Origin of the sequence: Algoriphagus faecimaris (genome assembly GCF_900101705.1) — a bacterium.
Classification (GTDB): Bacteria; Bacteroidota; Bacteroidia; order Cytophagales; family Cyclobacteriaceae; genus Algoriphagus; species Algoriphagus faecimaris.
In genome coordinates, this window is the sequence record NZ_FNAC01000010.1 from 108,199 (window position 1) to 128,255 (window position 20,057).

At 43.1% G+C, this 20,057-nt stretch carries 16 protein-coding genes; 14 read left to right on the forward strand and 2 right to left on the reverse strand.

The genetic code is table 11. From position 1 onward, the window contains the following. Window positions 1–35: 35 nt before the first annotated feature. Window positions 36–1,070, reverse strand: a complete 1,035-nt coding sequence (ruvB, locus tag BLQ57_RS07290; RefSeq protein ID WP_087938608.1) for a Holliday junction branch migration DNA helicase RuvB — start codon at window positions 1,068–1,070, stop codon at window positions 36–38. A gap of 121 nt (window positions 1,071–1,191) precedes the next feature. Between ruvB and BLQ57_RS07295 the strand changes: the two genes are divergently transcribed. The 12 genes from BLQ57_RS07295 to BLQ57_RS07350 all read left to right on the forward strand — a co-directional run bounded on the left by BLQ57_RS07295 (window position 1,192) and on the right by BLQ57_RS07350 (window position 15,260). Next, on the forward strand, window positions 1,192–2,256 hold the full coding sequence (locus tag BLQ57_RS07295) for an FAD:protein FMN transferase (protein WP_087938607.1): 1,065 nt from the start codon (window positions 1,192–1,194) through the stop codon (window positions 2,254–2,256). 130 nt (window positions 2,257–2,386) lie between these two features. Next, entirely contained in the window at window positions 2,387–3,133 is a 747-nt protein-coding gene (locus BLQ57_RS07300) for a ZIP family metal transporter (protein ID WP_087938606.1), read from the forward strand. Window positions 3,134–3,278: 145 nt separating this feature from the next. Further along, on the forward strand, window positions 3,279–3,701 hold the full coding sequence (locus BLQ57_RS07305) for an IS1/IS1595 family N-terminal zinc-binding domain-containing protein (protein ID WP_087938605.1): 423 nt from the start codon (window positions 3,279–3,281) through the stop codon (window positions 3,699–3,701). Window positions 3,702–3,836: 135 nt separating this feature from the next. Further along, a complete protein-coding gene (locus BLQ57_RS07310; protein ID WP_087938604.1) occupies window positions 3,837–5,291 on the forward strand; it encodes a porin in 1,455 nt (484 codons plus the stop codon). Window positions 5,292–5,303: 12 nt separating this feature from the next. Further along, complete coding sequence (locus tag BLQ57_RS07315; protein WP_087938603.1) at window positions 5,304–5,567, forward strand: DUF4212 domain-containing protein; 264 nt, start codon at window positions 5,304–5,306, stop codon at window positions 5,565–5,567. Window positions 5,568–5,588: 21 nt separating this feature from the next. After that, window positions 5,589–7,292, forward strand: coding sequence for a sodium:solute symporter family protein (locus BLQ57_RS07320; RefSeq protein WP_087938602.1), 1,704 nt, complete (start codon window positions 5,589–5,591; stop codon window positions 7,290–7,292). Window positions 7,293–7,385: 93 nt separating this feature from the next. Next, window positions 7,386–7,595: a hypothetical protein gene (locus BLQ57_RS07325; protein WP_087938601.1), complete on the forward strand. Its 210-nt coding sequence runs from the start codon at window positions 7,386–7,388 to the stop codon at window positions 7,593–7,595. Then, window positions 7,588–10,326 carry a sensor histidine kinase gene (locus tag BLQ57_RS07330; protein WP_087938600.1) on the forward strand — a complete coding sequence of 913 codons (2,739 nt, stop codon included), beginning with the start codon at window positions 7,588–7,590 and terminating at the stop codon, window positions 10,324–10,326. The genes BLQ57_RS07325 and BLQ57_RS07330 overlap by 8 nt, the downstream gene beginning before the upstream one ends. Continuing rightward, window positions 10,319–10,675, forward strand: coding sequence for a response regulator transcription factor (locus BLQ57_RS07335; RefSeq protein ID WP_087938699.1), 357 nt, complete (start codon window positions 10,319–10,321; stop codon window positions 10,673–10,675). The genes BLQ57_RS07330 and BLQ57_RS07335 overlap by 8 nt, the downstream gene beginning before the upstream one ends. Before the next feature lie 27 nt (window positions 10,676–10,702). Continuing rightward, window positions 10,703–12,595 carry an acetate--CoA ligase gene (gene acs, locus BLQ57_RS07340; protein WP_087938599.1) on the forward strand — a complete coding sequence of 631 codons (1,893 nt, stop codon included), beginning with the start codon at window positions 10,703–10,705 and terminating at the stop codon, window positions 12,593–12,595. 62 nt (window positions 12,596–12,657) lie between these two features. Beyond that, window positions 12,658–14,589: a DUF294 nucleotidyltransferase-like domain-containing protein gene (locus BLQ57_RS07345; RefSeq protein WP_087938598.1), complete on the forward strand. Its 1,932-nt coding sequence runs from the start codon at window positions 12,658–12,660 to the stop codon at window positions 14,587–14,589. Continuing rightward, a complete protein-coding gene (locus tag BLQ57_RS07350; RefSeq protein WP_087938597.1) occupies window positions 14,586–15,260 on the forward strand; it encodes a 3'-5' exonuclease in 675 nt (224 codons plus the stop codon). Before BLQ57_RS07345 ends, BLQ57_RS07350 begins: the two co-directional genes overlap by 4 nt. Here BLQ57_RS07350 and BLQ57_RS07355 read toward each other — a convergent pair whose 3' ends face one another. Further along, window positions 15,261–16,664 (reverse strand): DUF4403 family protein, encoded by a 1,404-nt coding sequence (locus BLQ57_RS07355; RefSeq protein ID WP_087938596.1) that lies wholly within the window; start codon window positions 16,662–16,664, stop codon window positions 15,261–15,263. It lies immediately after the preceding gene. Window positions 16,665–16,730: 66 nt separating this feature from the next. Here BLQ57_RS07355 and ytxJ point away from each other — a divergent pair, with 66 nt between their 5' ends. Both ytxJ and BLQ57_RS07365 read left to right on the forward strand, forming a co-directional pair. Beyond that, entirely contained in the window at window positions 16,731–17,069 is a 339-nt protein-coding gene (gene ytxJ / locus BLQ57_RS07360; protein WP_087938595.1) for a bacillithiol system redox-active protein YtxJ, read from the forward strand. 115 nt (window positions 17,070–17,184) lie between these two features. Continuing rightward, window positions 17,185–20,034, forward strand: coding sequence for an outer membrane beta-barrel protein (locus tag BLQ57_RS07365; RefSeq protein WP_087938594.1), 2,850 nt, complete (start codon window positions 17,185–17,187; stop codon window positions 20,032–20,034). Window positions 20,035–20,057: the final 23 nt, after the last annotated feature.

Genomic DNA, 20,057 nt, shown 5'->3' on the forward strand with positions numbered 1-20,057 from the left:
GCGGTAAATTTGAGCCTTGGTAAACCCACTAGATTTTAAATTCCTTCAAAAAGACTCCCACTACTTGGATTAGGTTTGATTTTAAGATGCTTATAGGCCATTTCTGTGGCCATTCTTCCTCTGGCTGTGCGCTTCAGATAGCCCTCTTGAATCAAGAAAGGCTCGTAAACCTCCTCTATAGTTTCTGCTTCTTCACCGCAAGCGGTAGCGATGGTACTTAGTCCTACTGGTCCTCCCTTAAATTTTTCGATGATAGTCATCAGAATGCGATTATCCATTTCATCAAGACCGTTTTCATCTACATCTAGGGCATTGAGGGCTATTTTTGAAATCTCAAGCGTGATGGTTCCGTCACCTTTCACTTCTGCAAAATCCCGGGTTCTACGCAGTAGCATATTGGCTATTCTTGGTGTACCGCGACTTCTTCGGGCAATTTCAAATGCTGCAATCTCATCGATAGGTGTATTCAGAATTCCCGCAGACCGGGTGACAATATCGGTGAGTAATTTGGCATCATAGTATTCCAATCGGGAATTGATACCAAACCGGGCACGAAGAGGTGAAGTCAATAAGCCAGAGCGAGTAGTTGCGCCGATCAGGGTAAAAGGGCTGAGTGAAATCTGCACGGAGCGGGCATTGGGTCCAGAATCCAGCATGATGTCTATCCTAAAGTCCTCCATGGCCGAGTATAAGTATTCCTCTACGATGGGGTTAAGGCGGTGGATTTCATCAATGAAAAGTACATCGCCTTCTTCCAGATTGGTCAGTAGCCCTGCTAAATCTGAAGGTTTGTCCAAGACCGGGCCCGAGGTGATTTTTATGCCGGCTTGGAGCTCATTGGCAATGATATGGCTAAGGGTGGTCTTGCCTAGACCTGGAGGTCCATGAAGTAATACGTGATCAAGCGGTTCGTTTCGGTTTTTGGCGGCCAATACAAAAACCCGTAGGTTTTCTACGATTTTAGCCTGGCCTGTGAAGTCCTCAAAACTTAAGGGTCTCAGTGCTTTTTCAAACTCACGGTCTTTTGGACTTAAACTTTCATCGTCTCCGCTTAGGTAATCTTCTCTCATAATTTTCGAATGGCATACAAATATAGGAAAATAAGGGAGCTAGTCAGGGGTAAAAATGTGCTGGTTAATCCTTAACATCCCGAAGAAATATAGGTTAAATTTGCAGCAAATATTATCCGATATGCAATCCAACGCCCGTAAAAACATCATTTATTCCTTGGTATTACTTCTGATGGTCTTTTTGGTTTATTCTTGGAGAAATCGAGAAACAGCCGAAGTTCCTGTATTTCAAAATACACAAGTCGATCAGAAAATGAGTTTTTCCGGTCAGACCATGGGCACATCCTATCAAATCACTTATTTGGATCAGCAGGGAAGAAACTTTCAGGAAAGCATAGATTCCCTGCTTCAAATTTTTAATCAGAGTCTTTCTACCTACATCCCCGATTCAGAATTGAGCAGATTTAATCAAAATGATACTTTGGATTTTGAACTGCCCTATTTTCCTGAAGTACTCCAGAGTGCGAGAGGGATTTACGAATTGACGGGTGGTGCTTTTGACCCTACCGTCGGACCCTTGGTGAATGTGTGGGGATTTGGTCCGGGAGGTCCTGAGCTGAAGGATTCGGTAGCAATTCAGAATCTACTTGGCCTAGTAGGTTTTGATCAAATTGAGTGGGATGCAAATCAAGTAAGAAAACGAAATCCTGAGATATACCTTGACTTTTCTGCTATTGCAAAAGGACAGGGAGTAGATGTTATTGCTGAGTTTTTGACTGAGAAAGGCGTGGAGAACTTGCTGGTGGAGATTGGAGGTGAATTGGTGGCCAAAGGAGTCAATGACAAAGGAGAGCTCTGGAAGGTAGGGGTCAATCGTCCCGAGGAAGAGGCTTCCGCCTCAGAACTGTATAGTATAATTGCTCTGGATAATAGGGGAATGGCTACTTCTGGGAATTATCGGAATTTTTATGTTCGCGACTCTATTAAAATATCTCATACCATAGATCCGAAGACAGGCTATCCCGTAGTTCATAATTTGCTGAGTGCTACTGTGGTAGCAAATGATTGTATGACCGCTGATGCCTTTGCTACTGCAATGATGGTATTGGGGACAGAAAAAGCCATTTCACTTGCTGAATCAAGAGATGAGATCGATGTTTTTCTGATTTATAGTGAGCCGGATGGTAGCTATGGTACCTATCTAAGTGATAGGTTAAAACCTTATGTTTCCTTTGCAGTCAATTGAAATTACTGGTTTTACGATGATCTAAAACTCTGGCGCGATTTTAAATGCAACATTATTGAATTTTATTACCTTTGGGCGGGTTATACCTTCATCTCTTTCTTAAAATCATCCCGAGAGAGGTCTATCAGGCATGGGCATTAATTTTCTTCTTTTATTTCTTACCGCCATGATCGCGGGATCATTGGTTTTTTTTGCGCCCCAATTCCGAGATAAGTATTTCAAACTGGTCTTGGTTTTTGCTGGTTCTTACCTCTTTTCGATTACCATCTTGCATATCATTCCGGAGTTATTTACCAATGGAATAGACGGGTCCAAAATGGGCCTCTACATTTTGATCGGTTTCTTGATTCAGCAATTGCTTGAATATCTATCCAGTGGAATCGAGCATGGCCATATACATCATCATGGGCAGGGTAAAAGTGGAGTAGTGACAGTCATGTTGGGACTTTTTATTCATGCTTTTCTGGAAGGGACTTTACTCTCACATGGTAGCTTGGTGGAGGAAACAGAAGCCCTTGGCCATGTCCATAGCAGCAAGACGGTATTACTGGGTATCATCATGCACAAAGGACCTGCAGCTTTCGCTCTGACGGCGGTTTTGTCTTCAGTTTTGTCTAAGAGGTGGACTTTGATTTTACTTACGCTATTTGCTTTGGCCTCTCCTTTGGGGATGTTTTCAAGTGCTTTTTTCTATGAATCAGGGCTATTGGACAAGGAAGGAATCGGAATACTCTATGGACTGGTGGCCGGAGGATTTTTGCATATTTCTACAACCATCTTTTTTGAAAGTAGCCCGCAGCACAAGCTTCAGCTCAACAAGCTTTTGGTAAGTTTTTTAGCGGCTAGCTTGGCCATTGTATCCGAGTTTTTTCTATGAGGAGAATCACTCTTAAAAATTGCTATTAAGTTAGATTTCACAGAATTTAATTTTGTTTTACTATTATTCGTCTTATCAAATGATACTTTTTGCTAAATAAATATAGATTAGCTAAATTACTATAGTTAAACTTATTTTTAAGCAAATGGAAAGACCTAACTGTCCTAAATGTAGCCACCAAAAGGTGATAAAAAGTGGAGTAATTGATGGGAGACAGCGCTTTTGTTGTAAAAAGTGCGGCTATCATTTTTCGGTGAAGAAACTGGGGAAAGCCATAGACAAATATTACGTGGTGAAGGCTTTACAGCTCTATATCGAGGGAATCTCTTATCGTGAAATCGAAAGAATATTGGGTGTCAGCCATGTCTCTGTCATGAACTGGGTCAAGCAGTACAAAGTCAAAGCACCAGAAAATTACGACTATAGACCCACGTATAAAGTGCTCAATCACACAGAATTGGTCAAATTCATGGCTGTGAAAGAGAATCTTATGGATACGGGAATGGTAATCACCGAATTGGGAGATAAGTTTATGGTAATTAAGTGGGAGCGATTTAGAAACAGATAACCAAATATAATTGGGTTAGCTATTTCAATTTTACAAAAAAGTATAGCTGTTTTTTGAATTCATTTTTCTCTTATCATTATTGGAATCACTTGCTGACAGGCTTGGGCAAGTGTATTAACCTAACCCAAAAAAACCATGAAGATCCATGTTGCAAAGCTTTTGAGCTTGTTTGGATTGGTCTTTATTACCTTTCACCTTCAAGCGCAGGATACCATTCCTGAACAAAACAGGCCTTCAAAGAAGCAGAAGGGGGATTTTATTGATCATAATTACAAGCCACTAACCCTTAAGTTAAGTGATGACGGCACCAAATTCATCCGATTCCTTTTTTGGAATCAACTATGGGCAAGAGTCACCGAAAATAATCCAGGCACTCTGGATATCGCAGGAAATCCCCAATCAACTTCTTTAGATATAGGAATCAGAAGGGCTAGGATATTGGCCTATGCGGAAGTTTCCCCTCGTTTTATGATTCTTTCCCATTGGGGGATCAATAATCAGACGTTTGCTAATGGAGGAGTTCCAGGAGGTGGTGCTACTGGTAATCCCGGAAATCTTCCAGTAGTTGTAGACCCCGAAACGGGAGTAGGAACAGCTAATGGGATTTCTGCTAAAAAGCCGCAGTTATTTTTTCATGATATCTGGACGGAGTTTAAGGTCACAGATGCGCTCTATTTAGGTACAGGATTGCACTATTGGAATGGTATTTCCCGTATGACTAGTCACAGTACCTTGAATTTTATGGCTGTGGATGCGCCCATTTTCAATTGGCCATTGATCGAATTGACGGATCAGTTTGCAAGACAGTTTGGCTTCTATGCCAAGGGTAAGCTGGGAAAAATAGACTATCGTTTGGCTCTGAACAAGCCTTTTGCCATCGGCGCAGGTGGTCGCTATGATGAGGCTAATTCCAGGCCTGTAGCAGGGAATGTACTCAATGACAATTGGGCTACGCAGGGCTATATCAATTATCAGTTTCTCGATCAGGAAAACAATAAACTACCCTATTTTGTGGGGTCTTATCTTGGAACCAAAAACGTATTCAATATAGGTGCCGGCTGGCATCATCACCCTCAAGCCACCAATTCCAGAACAGCTAGCGGAGCCATTCAAACCCATGATATGACTTTATTTGGGCTAGACACGTTTTTGGATCTACCTTTAAATACGGCGTCAGGTACAGCTTTGACTAGCTATGTGGTTTATTATCACTATGATTTTGGTCCCAATTACCTTAGAAATATAGGCGTCATGAATGTCGGTTTTGGAGCGGGATCTAGTCAAAATGGACCAGGAAATGCTCAGCCTACTATAGGAACAGGAAAAATTTTCTACACCCAGAATGGGCTTTTATTACCAAAGTCCTGGCTAGGAGAAAAGGGAAGGCTTCAGGCCTTCGGTGCATTGACTCATAAAAATTTCGAGTACTTTGAGGAAGGTTCTTGGCAATATGATTTGGGAATGAACTATTATATCAATTCGCATCAGGCTAAGATCACCCTTCAATATAGTCAGCGCCCTCTGTTCGAAAATTTCAGACAGAATGGCTCTGCGGGAGAATTCATTTTACAAACGCAAATATTCTTATAAAACCCAATAACCATGTCAGAAAACAAATTTAGCAAAGAGGCCTATTGGAAGAAAAACCTGAGACTGCTCGGGATTCTTCTCCTCATCTGGTTTACCGTATCCTTTGGATTCGGAATCTTACTCGTCGAACCGCTCAATACCATTAAGATCGGAGGTTTTAAACTCGGCTTTTGGTTTGCTCAGCAAGGCTCCATTTACGCCTTTGTGCTATTGATTTTTGTCTATGTGTTTCGTATGAACAAGCTGGACAAGGAATTTGATGTAAACGAAGAATAAGCCCTCTAAACCCAAAAATCAATGGATATTTTAACTTGGACCTATATACTAGTGGGCTTGTCCTTTGCCCTCTACATCGGAATCGCGATCTACACGAGAGCAGGTTCTACCAAAGAATTTTATACTGCGGGAGGTGGAGTTTCTCCTCTTGCTAATGGTATGGCCACTGCGGCGGATTGGATGTCTGCAGCGTCATTTATCTCTATGGCCGGGATCATTGCTTTCTCAGGCTATGATGGATCGGTTTATCTCATGGGCTGGACAGGAGGTTATGTCCTTTTGGCCTTATTGCTGGCTCCATATCTCAGAAAGTTTGGGAAATTTACTGTTCCCGATTTTGTGGGAGACAGGTATTATTCCAATAAGGCCAGAGTCGTCGCGGTGATTTGTGCACTCTTTATCTCCTTCACCTATGTGGCTGGTCAGATGCGAGGAGTAGGTATCGTATTTTCTAGATACTTAGAAGTAGATATCAATACTGGGGTGATTATCGGAATGTGTATAGTCTTCTTTTATGCAGTATTGGGTGGGATGAAAGGGATTACCTATACTCAAGTAGCCCAATATTGTGTGTTAATTTTTGCGTTTATGGTGCCGGCAATTTTCGTTTCTATGCAGTTGACAGGCAACCCTGTTCCGCAAATGGGACTCGGAGGCACCGTAGCTGATGGATCTTATCTTTTGGATAGGTTAGATGGGGTCTTGGGAGAGATGGGCTTTGCTGAGTACACCTCAGGTCGAAAAGGTATGGCGGATATCTTTGCGATTACCTTGGCTTTGATGGTGGGGACTGCTGGTTTGCCACATGTGATTGTGCGGTTTTTCACCGTTCCTCGTGTGAAGGATGCGCGACTTTCTGCCGGTTATGCCTTAGTGTTTATTGCTATCTTATACACTACTGCTCCTGCAGTGGCTGCTTTTGGGATATACAATGCCATCGAGACTGTAGCCGATAAGCCTGTGGATGATCTTCCGGTTTGGGTAGAAAACTGGGAAAAGACTAACCTGATCACTGTAAATGATAAAAACGGAGACGGCATAGTCCAATATACCGCAGATGCCGATTCCAATGAGTTGAATATAGATAAGGATATCATGGTACTGGCAAGTCCAGAAATAGCTCAATTACCCAATTGGGTGATTGGATTGGTAGCAGCAGGCGGAATGGCTGCGGCACTTTCTACCGCTGCAGGCCTTCTTCTGGTGATTTCTACTTCTGTTTCCAGAGACCTTTTCAGAACCTTCCGTCCTAATATGACAGAGAAGAGAGAGCTATTGATTGCCAGAATTTCAGCAGCAGGAGCTGTGGTACTAGCGGGTTATTTTGGTGTCAATCCTCCTGGATTTGTAGCAGAGGTGGTAGCTTTTGCTTTTGGATTGGCTGCGGCATCCTTCTTCCCGGTGATCATTATGGGGATTTTCTCCACTCGAATGAACAAAGAAGGTGCTATAGCAGGGATGATTTCCGGATTAGTTTTTACACTCGGATACATCATTTTCTTCAAGTTTGGGGTCACTTTACTTGGGCTGGAGCCGGAGACTGTTTCTGCTGCAAATTACCTCTTCGGGATTTCTCCCGAAGGAATCGGGAGTGTGGGAATGCTCATAAATTTTGTGGTTTGCTACTTTGTCTCCAAAGCAACTCCCGCGCCACCTCAGGATGTGCAGGATATGATTCAGGATATCCGAATCCCACGCGGAGCCGGAGAAGCTCATGAGCATTGATACTGAAAAATTTAGAAAGGGGAAAGCTTCATAAGCTCAGATGCTTCTCCCCTTTCTTTTCTCTATTTACAGTAATTTGTAGATCTTAGAAAGATGAAGAAAAGCCTAAAGCAACACTACTTAGGAGCCATATTTTTCTTGGGATTGTTTTTATTAAATTATCCCGTCTTGGCTATTTATGATATTCCTGAGCGATGGCTCGGAATACCAGTTATGTACCTTTTTGTCTTTGGCTTTTGGTCTTTACTAATTACGATTACCTACCTAGTCATCAGAAAATCCGATAAGAATAAGAGTGTTTAGTAGTTTGCTTATCATATCATTTACTTTTGGATACCTGGCATTGTTATTTGCTATTGCTTGGTTTTCTGAGCGCAGGGCAAAAGAAGGCCGGAAACTCTCCAATCATCCGGCAATCTATGCGCTTTCCCTAGCAGTATATTGTACAGCTTGGACTTATTATGGCTCAGTGGGTCGAGCCGCAAGCAACGGGATAGAGTTTTTAGCCATTTATATCGGTCCAAGTTTGATTGCACCGCTATGGTGGATAGTCATGCGGAAAATCATCCGAATTTCTAAGGTGCAGCGGATCTCCTCGATTGCAGATTTTATCTCGAGTCGCTATGGGAAAAATATTACACTTGGGGGTATCGTGACTGTTTTTTGTTTGGTGGGTATTTTGCCTTATACCTCTATTCAGATCAAGGCATTGGCCACGTCCTTTCAGATTTTGCAGGACTCCCAGTCTGTGGAGCTTTTGGCCGGCTTGCCTTTTTATCAGGATACTGCTTTTTATTTGGCTTTGGGGTTGGCACTATTTACCGTGTTGTTTGGTACCAGAGAAATAGAAGCTACGGCTCAGCATGAGGGATTGGTGATGGCGGTGGCCTTTGAGTCTATTTTCAAATTGCTGGCCTTTCTGGTAGTTGGGGTTTTTGTGAGTTATTTTGTATTTGATGGATTTGGAGATATTTTCGGCCAGGCATCAGAGGCAGGTTTTGAGCATCTTTTTGTTATGCAGGGAGAAAATGGCGCCTCGGAGTGGTTTTATATGTCGGCGCTCTCGATGATGGCGATTTTATTTTTGCCTAGGCAATTTCAGATGGGTGTCATCGAAAATACAAATGAAAAGCATATCGATACAGCGATGTGGCTCTTCCCTCTTTACCTACTGTTGATCAATATTTTCGTTCTTCCTATTGCTTTTGGTGGATTAGTTTATTTTCCAAGTACTCCTTTCGAGGCGGATACTTTTGTTTTGGCTTTTCCGATTGCTTTTGATCAGGAATGGTTGGCAATGCTGGTGTATCTCGGTGGGTTCTCTGCTGCTACGGGGATGATTATTGTCTCCACGATAGCACTTAGCACCATGGTTAGCAATAATCTGGTAATGCCACTTCTAATTTTCAATCAAAACTTTCAGAGAAGGTATCAGCATCGACTGGGGAAAATTCTGATTTGGGTGCGTAGAATAGGGATTTTTGCCATCATCCTTGCCGCCTATTTTTATTACCATGAGGTGGCAGGGAGATTTACCATTGTTTCGATCGGTCTGATTTCCTTTGTCGCCATCGCTCAGTTCGCCCCAGCGATCATTGGTGGGATCTATTGGAAAAAAGGGGCAAGAGTCGGTGCGCTCCTTGGAATCATCGCAGGGTTTATACTTTGGTTTTACACCTTGGTGGTCCCTACGATGGTGACGGCGGGATATATTTCAGAGAACCTACTAGTCGATGGCCTTTTTGGTTTTGGTTTTCTTCGGCCAGACCAGTTATTGGGTTTTAGGGACTTGAGCTATATTTCCCATGGGCTTTTCTTTAGTTTATCGGTCAATACTTTCCTGTATATAGCCATCAGCCTTTTCACAGAGCAAAGCTCCAAAGAGCATAATCAGGCAGTGGTATTTGTGGATATATTCCGGTACAGTACTTCCATGGATGCTGCTGTGATTTGGAAGGGGAAAGCCTACCTTCCTGATTTGAGGGCCTTACTGGTTAATTTTTTGGGAGAGCAAAAAACCACGGTGGCTTTGGCGGATTTTAGCAGGGATACGGGCAAAGACCTGGTAGCAAAAGGCTACGTAGATCCTGAGCTAGTCAATTATTCGGAAAGACTACTCTCTGGGATCATCGGAGCAGCCTCCGCAAGAATTCTGGTTGCCTCAGTAGTCCAAGAAGAAGAAATAAGTATGGAGGAGGTATTGGATATTTTGAAAGAAACCCAAGAACTCAAATCTCTAAATCAAGAGCTTAAAGAAAAAAGCAAAGCGCTTAAAAAGGCTTCGCAAAAGCTACAATCTCTCAATGAGAGCCTTCAACTGAACGACATGCTGAAAGATGAATTTATTTCTACCGTTTCTCATGAAATGAAAACTCCCATTACCTCCATTCGGGCATTTTCAGAGATTTTGCTAGATGATGATTTGAGCGAGGAAGAGCGGAAGAGATTTCTGGATATTATCATTCAGGAAACCAAGCGAATGACTCGATTGATAGATCAGGTACTTGATTTAGAGCGTTTTGATTCGGGCAGGCAAGAGCTCAATTTAGAGAAGACTCCCGTCAAAACATTGATTCTCGAGGCTTGTGATTCGATGAATCAGTTGATCAAAGAGAAAGAATTACTTTTTGAAATCAAAATGAACATGGAGGAGGTCTACATGAATTTGGATCAAGATCGGATCAAACAGGTGATTTTAAACTTGCTCTCCAATGCATCCAAATTTGGAAAATCTTGGGTTTGCATGGAGGCTGAAATAATTAAGGGTGAACTGGAGGTCAAGGTGTGGGACGATGGGAATGGAGTACCGGAAGAAGAGGTACCCTATATTTTTGAGAAATTTTTCCAAGCCAAAAATCAAACTAGTAAAAAGCCTATCGGCTCAGGTTTGGGTCTGGCTATCTCCAAAAAGATTGTGGAGTATCATCAGGGAAAAATAGCACTCCATAGGATAGAGGGCAAGACTTGTTTCCAGTTTTCCTTACCTTTAAGTATAGACGTATTAAACAAAAAGCAACTAAGTGGCCATGAGTAAGATTTTAATAGTCGATGATGAGCCTAATATTCTACTTTCTCTCGAATACCTCTTGAAGAAGGAAGGCTTCCGGGTCTTTATCGCGAGAGATGGGGAAGAGGCCATGGCAATCATGGAGGAAAATCTACCTCAATTGGTAATCCTCGATATCATGATGCCCAAGGTGGACGGCTATGAAGTCTGCAAATACATCAGAAAAAAAAGTGATGAGGTGAAGGTGATTTTTCTCTCAGCCAAGAGTAAACAGCAAGATATCAAAAAAGGCCTTGACCTCGGTGCTGACCTTTACCTGACTAAGCCTTTTGGAAATAAAGATTTGGTCGCCAAAGTGAAGAACTTATTGAATTGAATTAACTAAAACCTAAAATAAAAAACCATGAGTGATAGACTTCATACCCTCAGTGGGTACTTTCATGAATATCAAAAATCAGTAGCTCAGCCCGAGGAGTTTTGGGCTAGGATAGCAGATTCGTTTCATTGGAAAAAAAGATGGGACAAGGTGCTAGACTGGAATTTTGACGAACCTAATGTAAACTGGTTTGTCAAGGGGAAACTCAATATCACAGAGAATATACTGGAGAGACACCTTTTTACCATAGGAGATCGTCCAGCCATCATCTGGGAACCTAACGATCCCAGTGAAGAAGGTAGAACGATTACCTACAGGGAGCTTTATCATGAGGTATGTAAGTTTTCCAATGCGCTAAAAGCAAAAGGAATCCAAAAAGGGGATAAGGTTATCATCTACATGCCAATGGTACCTGAAGCAGCGATTGCGATGCTGGCATGCGCTCGAATCGGAGCTGTTCACTCTGTAGTTTTTGCAGGTTTTAGCTCTTCTGCTTTATCTGACAGGATCATAGATTGTGGTGCCAAAGCTGTTTTGACTTCTGACGGTAATTTCAGAGGAAATAAAAAAATAGCTGTCAAAGCGGTGGTAGATGAAGCCTTGGAAAAGGCTCCTGTAGATACGGTCATTGTGTATCAGCGAACGAGGCAGGATGTGATAATGAAAGAGGGAAGAGATCATTGGTGGCATGATGTCATTGATGGTATCGCAGATACCAATAAAGCTGAAGAAATGGACAGCGAAGACATGCTCTTCATTCTCTATACTTCAGGCTCTACTGGTAAGCCAAAGGGAGTCGTACACACCACAGGAGGTTATATGGTTTATACTAAATACTCCTTCGAAAATGTATTCCAGTATTCTCCTGGTGATGTATATTGGTGTACTGCAGACATAGGCTGGATTACAGGCCATTCATATATCGTGTACGGACCGCTTTTGTCGGGGGCAACCTCCTTGATGTTTGAGGGAGTGCCTACTTTCCCCGACGCAGGAAGATTCTGGGCGGTAGTAGAAAAATACAAAGTGAATACCTTCTACACTGCTCCGACTGCAATCCGTGCCCTGCAGGCCTATGGTACAGATCCGATTGAACCCTATGATTTGAGTTCGCTCAAAGTTCTCGGTTCTGTAGGCGAACCCATCAATGAGGAAGCTTGGCACTGGTATCATACCCACGTAGGGAAATCAAAATGCCCCATCGTAGATACCTGGTGGCAGACAGAAACTGGTGGCATCATGGTCTCTCCACTTGCCGGTATCACCCCGACCAAACCTGCCTATGCTACACTACCGCTTCCTGGTGTACAGCTTTGTATAGTAGATGCAGAGGGAAAGGAGCTCAAAGGCAATTCCGTGGAGGGCAACCTCTGCGTGAAATTCCCTTGGCCTAGTATGATTCGGACGACCTACGGAGATCATGATCGCTGCAAGCAGACCTATTTCTCGACTTACAAAGGCATGTATTTCACAGGAGACGGAGTGAAGCGGGATCATGACGGCTACTACCGAATTCTCGGCCGTGTAGATGATGTGATCAATGTATCTGGACATCGAATGGGAACTGCCGAGGTCGAAAATGCCATCAATGAGCATCCATTGGTCATTGAGTCAGCTGTTGTTGGTTTTCCTCACGAGGTCAAAGGTCAGGGAATCTATGCTTATGTCATCTGTGATATGAAAAATAGAACAGAAGAAAACTTGACCAATGAGATCAAGGATACGGTTTCTAAGATCATCGGACCGATTGCTAAGCCGGATAAAGTTCAGATTGTCTCAGGATTACCCAAAACCCGATCAGGTAAAATCATGCGAAGAATATTGCGTAAGGTGGCAGAAGGAAGCGTAGAAAATCTAGGCGACACTTCAACTCTTCTAGACCCTGAGGTAGTAGAGCAGATCATTGCAGGGAGAAAGTAGTTTTATTTGTAGAAAACGGAGGCCTGAGCTCTCAGGCTTCTGTTTTTTTAATCCCCATTCCCATGAATGTCATCGTCAGTCGCGTAGCAGAATTTCTGAAGCGTTTTCCACCTTTTTCTTTCCTTTCTAAGGAAGAGTTGACCTTGGTGGCTACTGCGGTGGAGGTCAAATATTTTGAAAAAGGGGCAGAACTCTTTCAAAAGGGAGCGGATGCTCTTCCTCATTTTTTTATTCTAAAGGAAGGTCAAATTGAACTCTTGGATCAGGATGAAATCAAAGAATACTGTGAAGAAGGCGATGTCTTTGGGGTATTAGCTTTGCTGGGAAAGAGGCCCTATATCCTTAGGGCAAGAGCGGCTGAGGATTCGCTGATTTATGCGGTTCCTGTAGCGGTTTTTGAGAAGATTTTGGAGAAAAATAGCAAAGTGGCACTTTACTTTGCTGCTGGATTTGCTTCGGGTCAGGTGGTCATTCGACAGGATCTCCTTCAAGGCCAAATGGCTAGAAGGGCTTTTAGGCCACAAAGCAGAGATCACTCTCTTTTGATTTTCTCTGATCAATCGCAAATTCAAGTTTCAGAAACAGTGGTCAGCTGTACTCCTGAGACGAGCATACAAGATGCCGCAAAACTAATGGCTACACAGCAAGTAAGTAGCTTGGTGGTTGTGGATGAGGGGAATTTCCCAAAGGGAATAATCACAGACAAAGACTTGAGGTCTCGAGTCGTGGCAGAGGCCTTGCCGGTAAATCGTAAGGTCATGGAAATCATGACAGTCCCTGTGATTACGAGAAAGAAAGATGCGGACTTTTCTGATCTTTACCTTACAATGATCAAGCATCGCTTGCATCATTTGATTCTCACTGCTGACGGCAGTGATCAAAGTCCCGTCACCGGGATTATCTCAGATCATGACGTGCTTTTATCTATGGGAAATAGTCCTGCTGTCCTGATTCATGCCTTGCTCAATACCCACTCTCTGGAGGAGATGAGAATCATTCGAGATCGTGCAGAACAAATGCTGAGGTACTACCTGGACAATGAGGTGGCCATGGACTTTGTATCTTCTGTCATGACGGAGATCAATGACACCATTATCCGTCAAGCTGCAGACAAGGTCAAGAAAGAGTTGGATGCTGATTTTCCGGAGATGGAAAAGGTCAAGTATGCCTTCTTGTCCATGGGTTCGGAGGGAAGAGAAGAGCAGCTCCTCAGGACAGATCAAGATAATGCGCTGATCTATGAGGATGTACCTCCTGCTCAAGCGGAGCAAGCCAAGGCCTATTTTCTTCAGTTGGGTACGGGCATAGTAGAAGTATTGATTGCTTGCGGATTTGCCTCTTGTCCCGGAGAGATGATGGCTTCCAACCCTACTTGGGTACAGCCCTTGTCTCAGTGGAAAAATTATTTTTCGGACTGGATTCTTACGCCCACCCAAGACGCTCTGTTGAAAGCGTCCATTTTCTTTGATTTTAGAGCAGTGGCGGGAGCGGTTTCCTTGGCGGAGGAGCTGAGTGAGCATATCTATACCGCGATTCAAAAGAAGAAAGCTTTTTTAAGTTTTTTGGGAATGAATGCTCTGAAAAATCCCCCTCCATTGGGATTCTTTAGAGGCTTTATGGTGGAAAAGTCTGGTGAACACAGGGATCAATTTGACATCAAGGCACGGGCAATGATGCCGCTGACAGACTTGGCGAGATTACTGATTTTGAGTCATGGAGTCGTAGGAGTAAACAATACTTTCAGACGATTTGAACGGTTGGCAGAGCTAGAGCCTCAGCAGGCAGAGCTTTTTGCGCAAGCAGGTAAAGCCTATGAAATATTGATGAGAATGAGAGCGCTTGAGGGATTGCAGCATCAGAATAGCGGAAGGTATATTGATCCGGAGAGCTTGGGAAAGATTCAGAGACAGCTTTTGAAGAATGCCTTCACACCGATCTCTGAACTACAGTCTTTGGTGGAAGTTCGTTTTCAGCTAGCCTATTTTCGCTCATGAGTTGGTGGCCATTCAAAAAGAAAGCCCGCTTTCAAAAACAGGAATTCGTCAGCGATTTTGTTCAAAATGCCTCAAAACCTATCCCGGGGCAACGAGCTATTTCACAATTGGAATTTGTGGTTTTGGATACGGAAACTAGCGGCCTGAATAGTCAAAAGGATCAGATTTTGTCTTTCGGTGCGGTGAAAATTATCCGTAAGTCTATTGTCATATCATCTGGTGTGGAGTGGTATCCTGAGATTGAAGTCAAAGGAGAACGCGCTGCAACTATCCACGGTCTTGTCAAGACGTCCAATCAACTGGAGCATTCCATTTTTATGAAGAAAATAACCGATTATTTGGGAGGAGCTATTTTGGTAGGCCATCATGTAGGCTTTGACCTTGAGATGCTGCTACAGTTGGGTAGAAGGTTTGGGTTGGATACTTTTCCAAATTCGGTGATTGATACTCAGAACTTTGCATTGAGGCTGGAGCAAGGGCCCCAGGCGAATTTTGGGCAGTTTAGACCTGAGGAATATAGCCTTGACCGGGTTTGCGAGCGATACAATATACCCTTGGAAGATAGGCATACTGCCTCCGGAGATGCGTTTTTGACTGCGCAGCTATTTTTAAAACTGCTACAGCTGGCCCAAAAGAAAGGAATCAATACCTATCAAGAGCTGATTCGTTGATTATTTCCATTGGATACCTACTTTCCCTTTGCCTTGTATATAAATCCGGATTCCATTTGCTGTAGGGTAAAATCCCTCCGGGACAATCTTCAGGTTTTCGATCTGTAAATCAGCGATAGGGGTACTCAATCCTAGGCGGTCACGGACTCCCTCTGTACTTTCCTCAAGTAAATCTCCAATAGGGAAAATGGCCATTTTTTCAATTTGACGAATGATTTTCCGCTTTTTCAAGGCGATTCCAATCTTGGCTTTAGACTGCTCGCTGATTACTTTGAAATTGATGTCCTCGAAAATCAAGGCCTGTAGCTCTTCATCAAAGGCAGGTTTTCCGACGACAAAGAGCTTTCCTTCGATGGGATCTCCATTATTCCTCTCGGCAAGGAAATCCGTCTCTATAGCAAGGAGCTCTCCAAATGCGCTGGACTGAAGTTGGTCCAGTGTAAGAATCGTTTTGCTGTCAACACGAAAGCTCTTGCCATTGAGATTGGCGCCTAGGATTTCATCTAGCTCATCATAGGATATACTGGCGGGTAGGAGAAGTTCTAGTTTATTGTCTCCGGAGAAGTTGGGGCTGAGTGCAGGCAGAGGAAAAGCCCTGCTAGGAATGGCATCAGCGGGATGACTTTGGATTTTACCGTTCAATCCCAGCCATACGGTAAAGTTTTCATTTTTATCAAAAAACTCCTTGAAATTTACCTGTTCAGGTCGGATCGAAAAGCCGGTACTCCCCTGCTGCCAGTTTACCTCAAAAGGCCGACCTACCTGCTCCCAAGCTAGGTCTACCAGTGGTTTTAGGTTAAATAGCTTTTTGTCGTCTTGTAAATTTTGGGCAGCCCATCTTTTCAGTTCCCGCTCTAGCATGCCACTGAGGTCTACCTGCATACCTAATATATCGAAGTTCAGTTTTCCTCCTAAGTCTAAAAGTTCGAAGTCTTTAATACTGACCGTCCAGTCGGGATTGATTTCGGGATTGAGTTTGAAAACAGGTGAAAATTCCGTGTCAAGAGGAGCTTTTCCTCTAAATAAACTACCGAGGCCATTTTTGGACAAGCCCACCTCTCCTTTCACTCTCATCGGAAGCTTTAGGGTCATCTGCTGGCTATCCAATGCAGCCACTGCTATTGATCCGTTTCGGGTGAGTTTGAGACTGCCTACGATACCGCTACCAAATTCTGTTTGGTCTTGATCGAGTAAAACCTCGGGGATTTGGCTATTGATGATTCGATGGAGCGTTTCTTTAGGGAATACAAAAGGAACATTAACCTCAGAATCCGGACTCGGAGGCTGGGGTAATGGGCCTGGGTTTGAGATATCCAAGCTTTTACATCCCACCAAAACTAGTAGCAAGAAAATCGACTGAATGATGTATTTTTGCAATTGAGTTGCGAAATGTATTTTTGTCATCTGTGATTCATCTGAAGGGAACTTAAAACTCCCTGCAAGTATTGACCCAAATAAGGAAAAATTGAAATGAACTGGAATAAAATAACACAAAGTGCCCAAATTGATGAGATCAAAGCGATCAGCATGCAGCGTCCGGTCTTGATTTTTAAGCACAGTACCCGCTGCTCCATCAGTAGTATGTCATTAGACCGCTTGGTGCGCAATTGGAAAACAGAAGATGAAGAAAGACTAACACCCTTTGTCTTGGATTTGATTGCTTATCGAGACCTTTCGGATCAAATCGAGAAAGAGTTTGGCGTGTATCATCAATCTCCTCAGGTGATCTTGATCAAAGAGGGAAAGGCGATTTACGATGAAAGTCATTTTGGGATTTCTTATCCTAATATCATGAAGCAGTTGAAATAATTTTTAAACAGGAATTTTGCCATTTATCCTAGCTAGACCCCATTCTAATTTTTTTAGGAAAGCGGACTAAACCTTTGCCTTTTGCAATCAGTCAAAGAGAGACAAATTGCATCATATGAAAAAGAAGTACCCATTTATAACGCTGATTTTTAGCTTTTTATTAGTTTTCTCAGTGTTTGCTCAGCGCCCGGAGGGACAGGAGCTTAAATTTACCGGGACGGTCGTGGATGGAAGCATCAACAAACCCATGGCCGGCGCCAATATTTTGGTCAAAACAGTGACGGACTCATTACTTCGTGGAGGGGTGACGGACGGGCAAGGAAAATTTGAGGTCATCCGTCCGGATATCCCACAGGTGAAGGTGGAGATTACTTTCATCGGCTATCGCACAGTGACCAAAATACATTCGATCAGAGAACCACTTAATCTTGGTGAAATTGTCCTTTTAGAGGACACCAAAGTACTGGGAGAAGTCATTATCGAAGGACAGGTACCTGTCGGAGAAATGAAAGGTGATACCACTTCATTCAATGCCAATGCTTTTAAAACACAGGAAAATGCACAGGCGGAAGATTTGATTCGAAAAATGCCTGGAATCACCATGCAGGGAGGACAGATTCAGGCCCAAGGAGAGGCTGTGCAGAAAATACTGGTAGATGGTCGGGAGTTTTTTGGGAATGACCCAAACATTGCTTTGAGAAATTTGCCTGCCGATGCGATCGACCGTGTCGAAGTCCTCGATCAGCGATCTGATCAGAGTAGATTGACAGGTTTTGATGATGGCAACTACACCAAGACCATTAATATAATCTTGAGGGAGGACCGGAAAAATGGCCAATTTGGGCGTGTCTATGGAGGATACGGTACCGACGATCGCTACTCAGCTGGGGGAAGCTTAAATCTATTCAGTGGGGATCGCAGGGTTTCGATACTAGGTCTCTTTAATAATGTCAACCAGCAAAATTTCTCTTCCCAAGATCTGGCAGGCCTTAGCGCCAATGCCAGTGGGGGTCGAGGAGGAGGTGGTGGTCGCTGGGGCGGCGGCGGAAATAATAATTTCTTTGTCGGAGGCTCAGGAGGTATCGTGGGTACCAATGCAATGGGACTCAACTACAGTGACAAGTGGGGCAAAAAAGTCAACTTCACGGGAAGTTATTTTTTCAATAATACAACCAACACCCTACAGCAGATTACCAATCGAGAAACTGTAGTAAATGAAAATTTTCGTCAAAATTATCAAGAAAACCTAATCAATACGGTTGAGAACTTTAATCATCGTGCCAATGCTCGAATCGAAGCAGATCTCAATGAGAAAAATAGTATCATTCTGACGCCGAGTATTTCCTTTCAGAATAATAACACATTTTCTGATCGGGATGCCTTGACTGTCGGAAGTGATGCGGATACGCTTTCTGCATTGCGCTCGATTTCTAATGCTGAGACGAAGGCGCTTTCCATTTCGAATAATTTGACCTATCGCTATAAGTTTGATAAACCTCGCCGAACTTTCTCCACTGATATCAATACCAGCTGGAGTAACAGAGATCAGTTTTCAGATCTAAACGCAGCCAGTAATGATTATCGAAGGGATGTATTGGATACGACCATTCAGGAAACGACCTCAATTAATGAAGGATTCAATTATCGGGTCAATCTTACTTTTACAGAACCATTGGGGAAAAGAGCAATAGGAACATTTGGCTACCAAGTATCCAATAATAAGACACGGGCAGATCAGAAAACAAGAGTATTCGATCAGGAAAATCTACCGGTGCTCGATACCGCTTTGAGTAATGAATTTGATAATAAATTTATCACGCAGCGATTACGAACCGGTTATGCCTACAATAACAATGGCTGGAATGTCAATCTAAATTTGGATTATCAAAATGCCCGACTGGACAATGAGGCATTTTTCCCAACAGAAGGAGTTTTCAAGAGGGATTTCAACAATATTCTACCCAGTGCCAATATTAATTACCGGAATAGGGAGACTGGCTTCACTTGGAGAATCCGATACCGAACTAATACCGACGAACCTAGTGTAAACGAGCTCCAAAATGTGGTCAATAATCAAAACCCACTCAACCTTCGGGTAGGTAATCCCAACCTAGGGCAAAGCTTTAATCACAATATTTTTGCTAATATCAGCAAAGTTAATCTGGAGAAATCGCGAACACTTTTCATGTTTGTCAATTACTCTTCTACGAGCAATTTTATCGGAAATAGTACATTCTTGACTACCCAAGACACGCTGATTAACGGGGAGATTTTGCTAAGACCGGGAGGACAGATTTCTCAGCCGGTCAATTTGGATGGCAACTGGAGAACTCGGTTTTTCTTGACCTATGGTGCTCCGATTCCTAAGCTGAAGATGCAGTTTAACACGAATACACGCTTAGGATTTAACAGAACGCCAGGTCTTATCAATGGTGAGACGAATTTTAATGATAATATTGACTTGGGTCAAGGAATCACGCTGAGCAGTAATATCAGTAAAAACGTGGATTTCTCTATCAGTACAACAGGTACCTACAATATTGTGAACTCCAGCTTGCAGCAAGACCTGAATAACAACTACTATGTGCAGGAGTCCAATATCCGATTGTACTTTTCTCCAAATAACGGAAAGCTTTTTGTCGGCAATACGGTGAATCATAGTTTGTACACCGGGCTTTCTGAGGGCTTTGACCAAAGCTTCTGGTTATGGAATATTGAGGGGGGAGTTCGTTTTGCCAAAAACAATAAAGCCGAACTGAAAGTAGTCATTTTTGACCTGCTCAACCAAAACAACAGCATCAGCAGAACCATTTCTGATGTAGCTGTGACCGATGTCTTTACCAATGTGCTCACTCGCTACGGTATGTTGACTTTTACCTACATCATCGGCAACTTCAAGCAGCCTGAGAATGATGGAAATAGCCCATGGCAAAGAATGCGTCCGGGTGGAGGAAGAACTTGGTAATTCAAAAGTAAGAATTTGAAAAT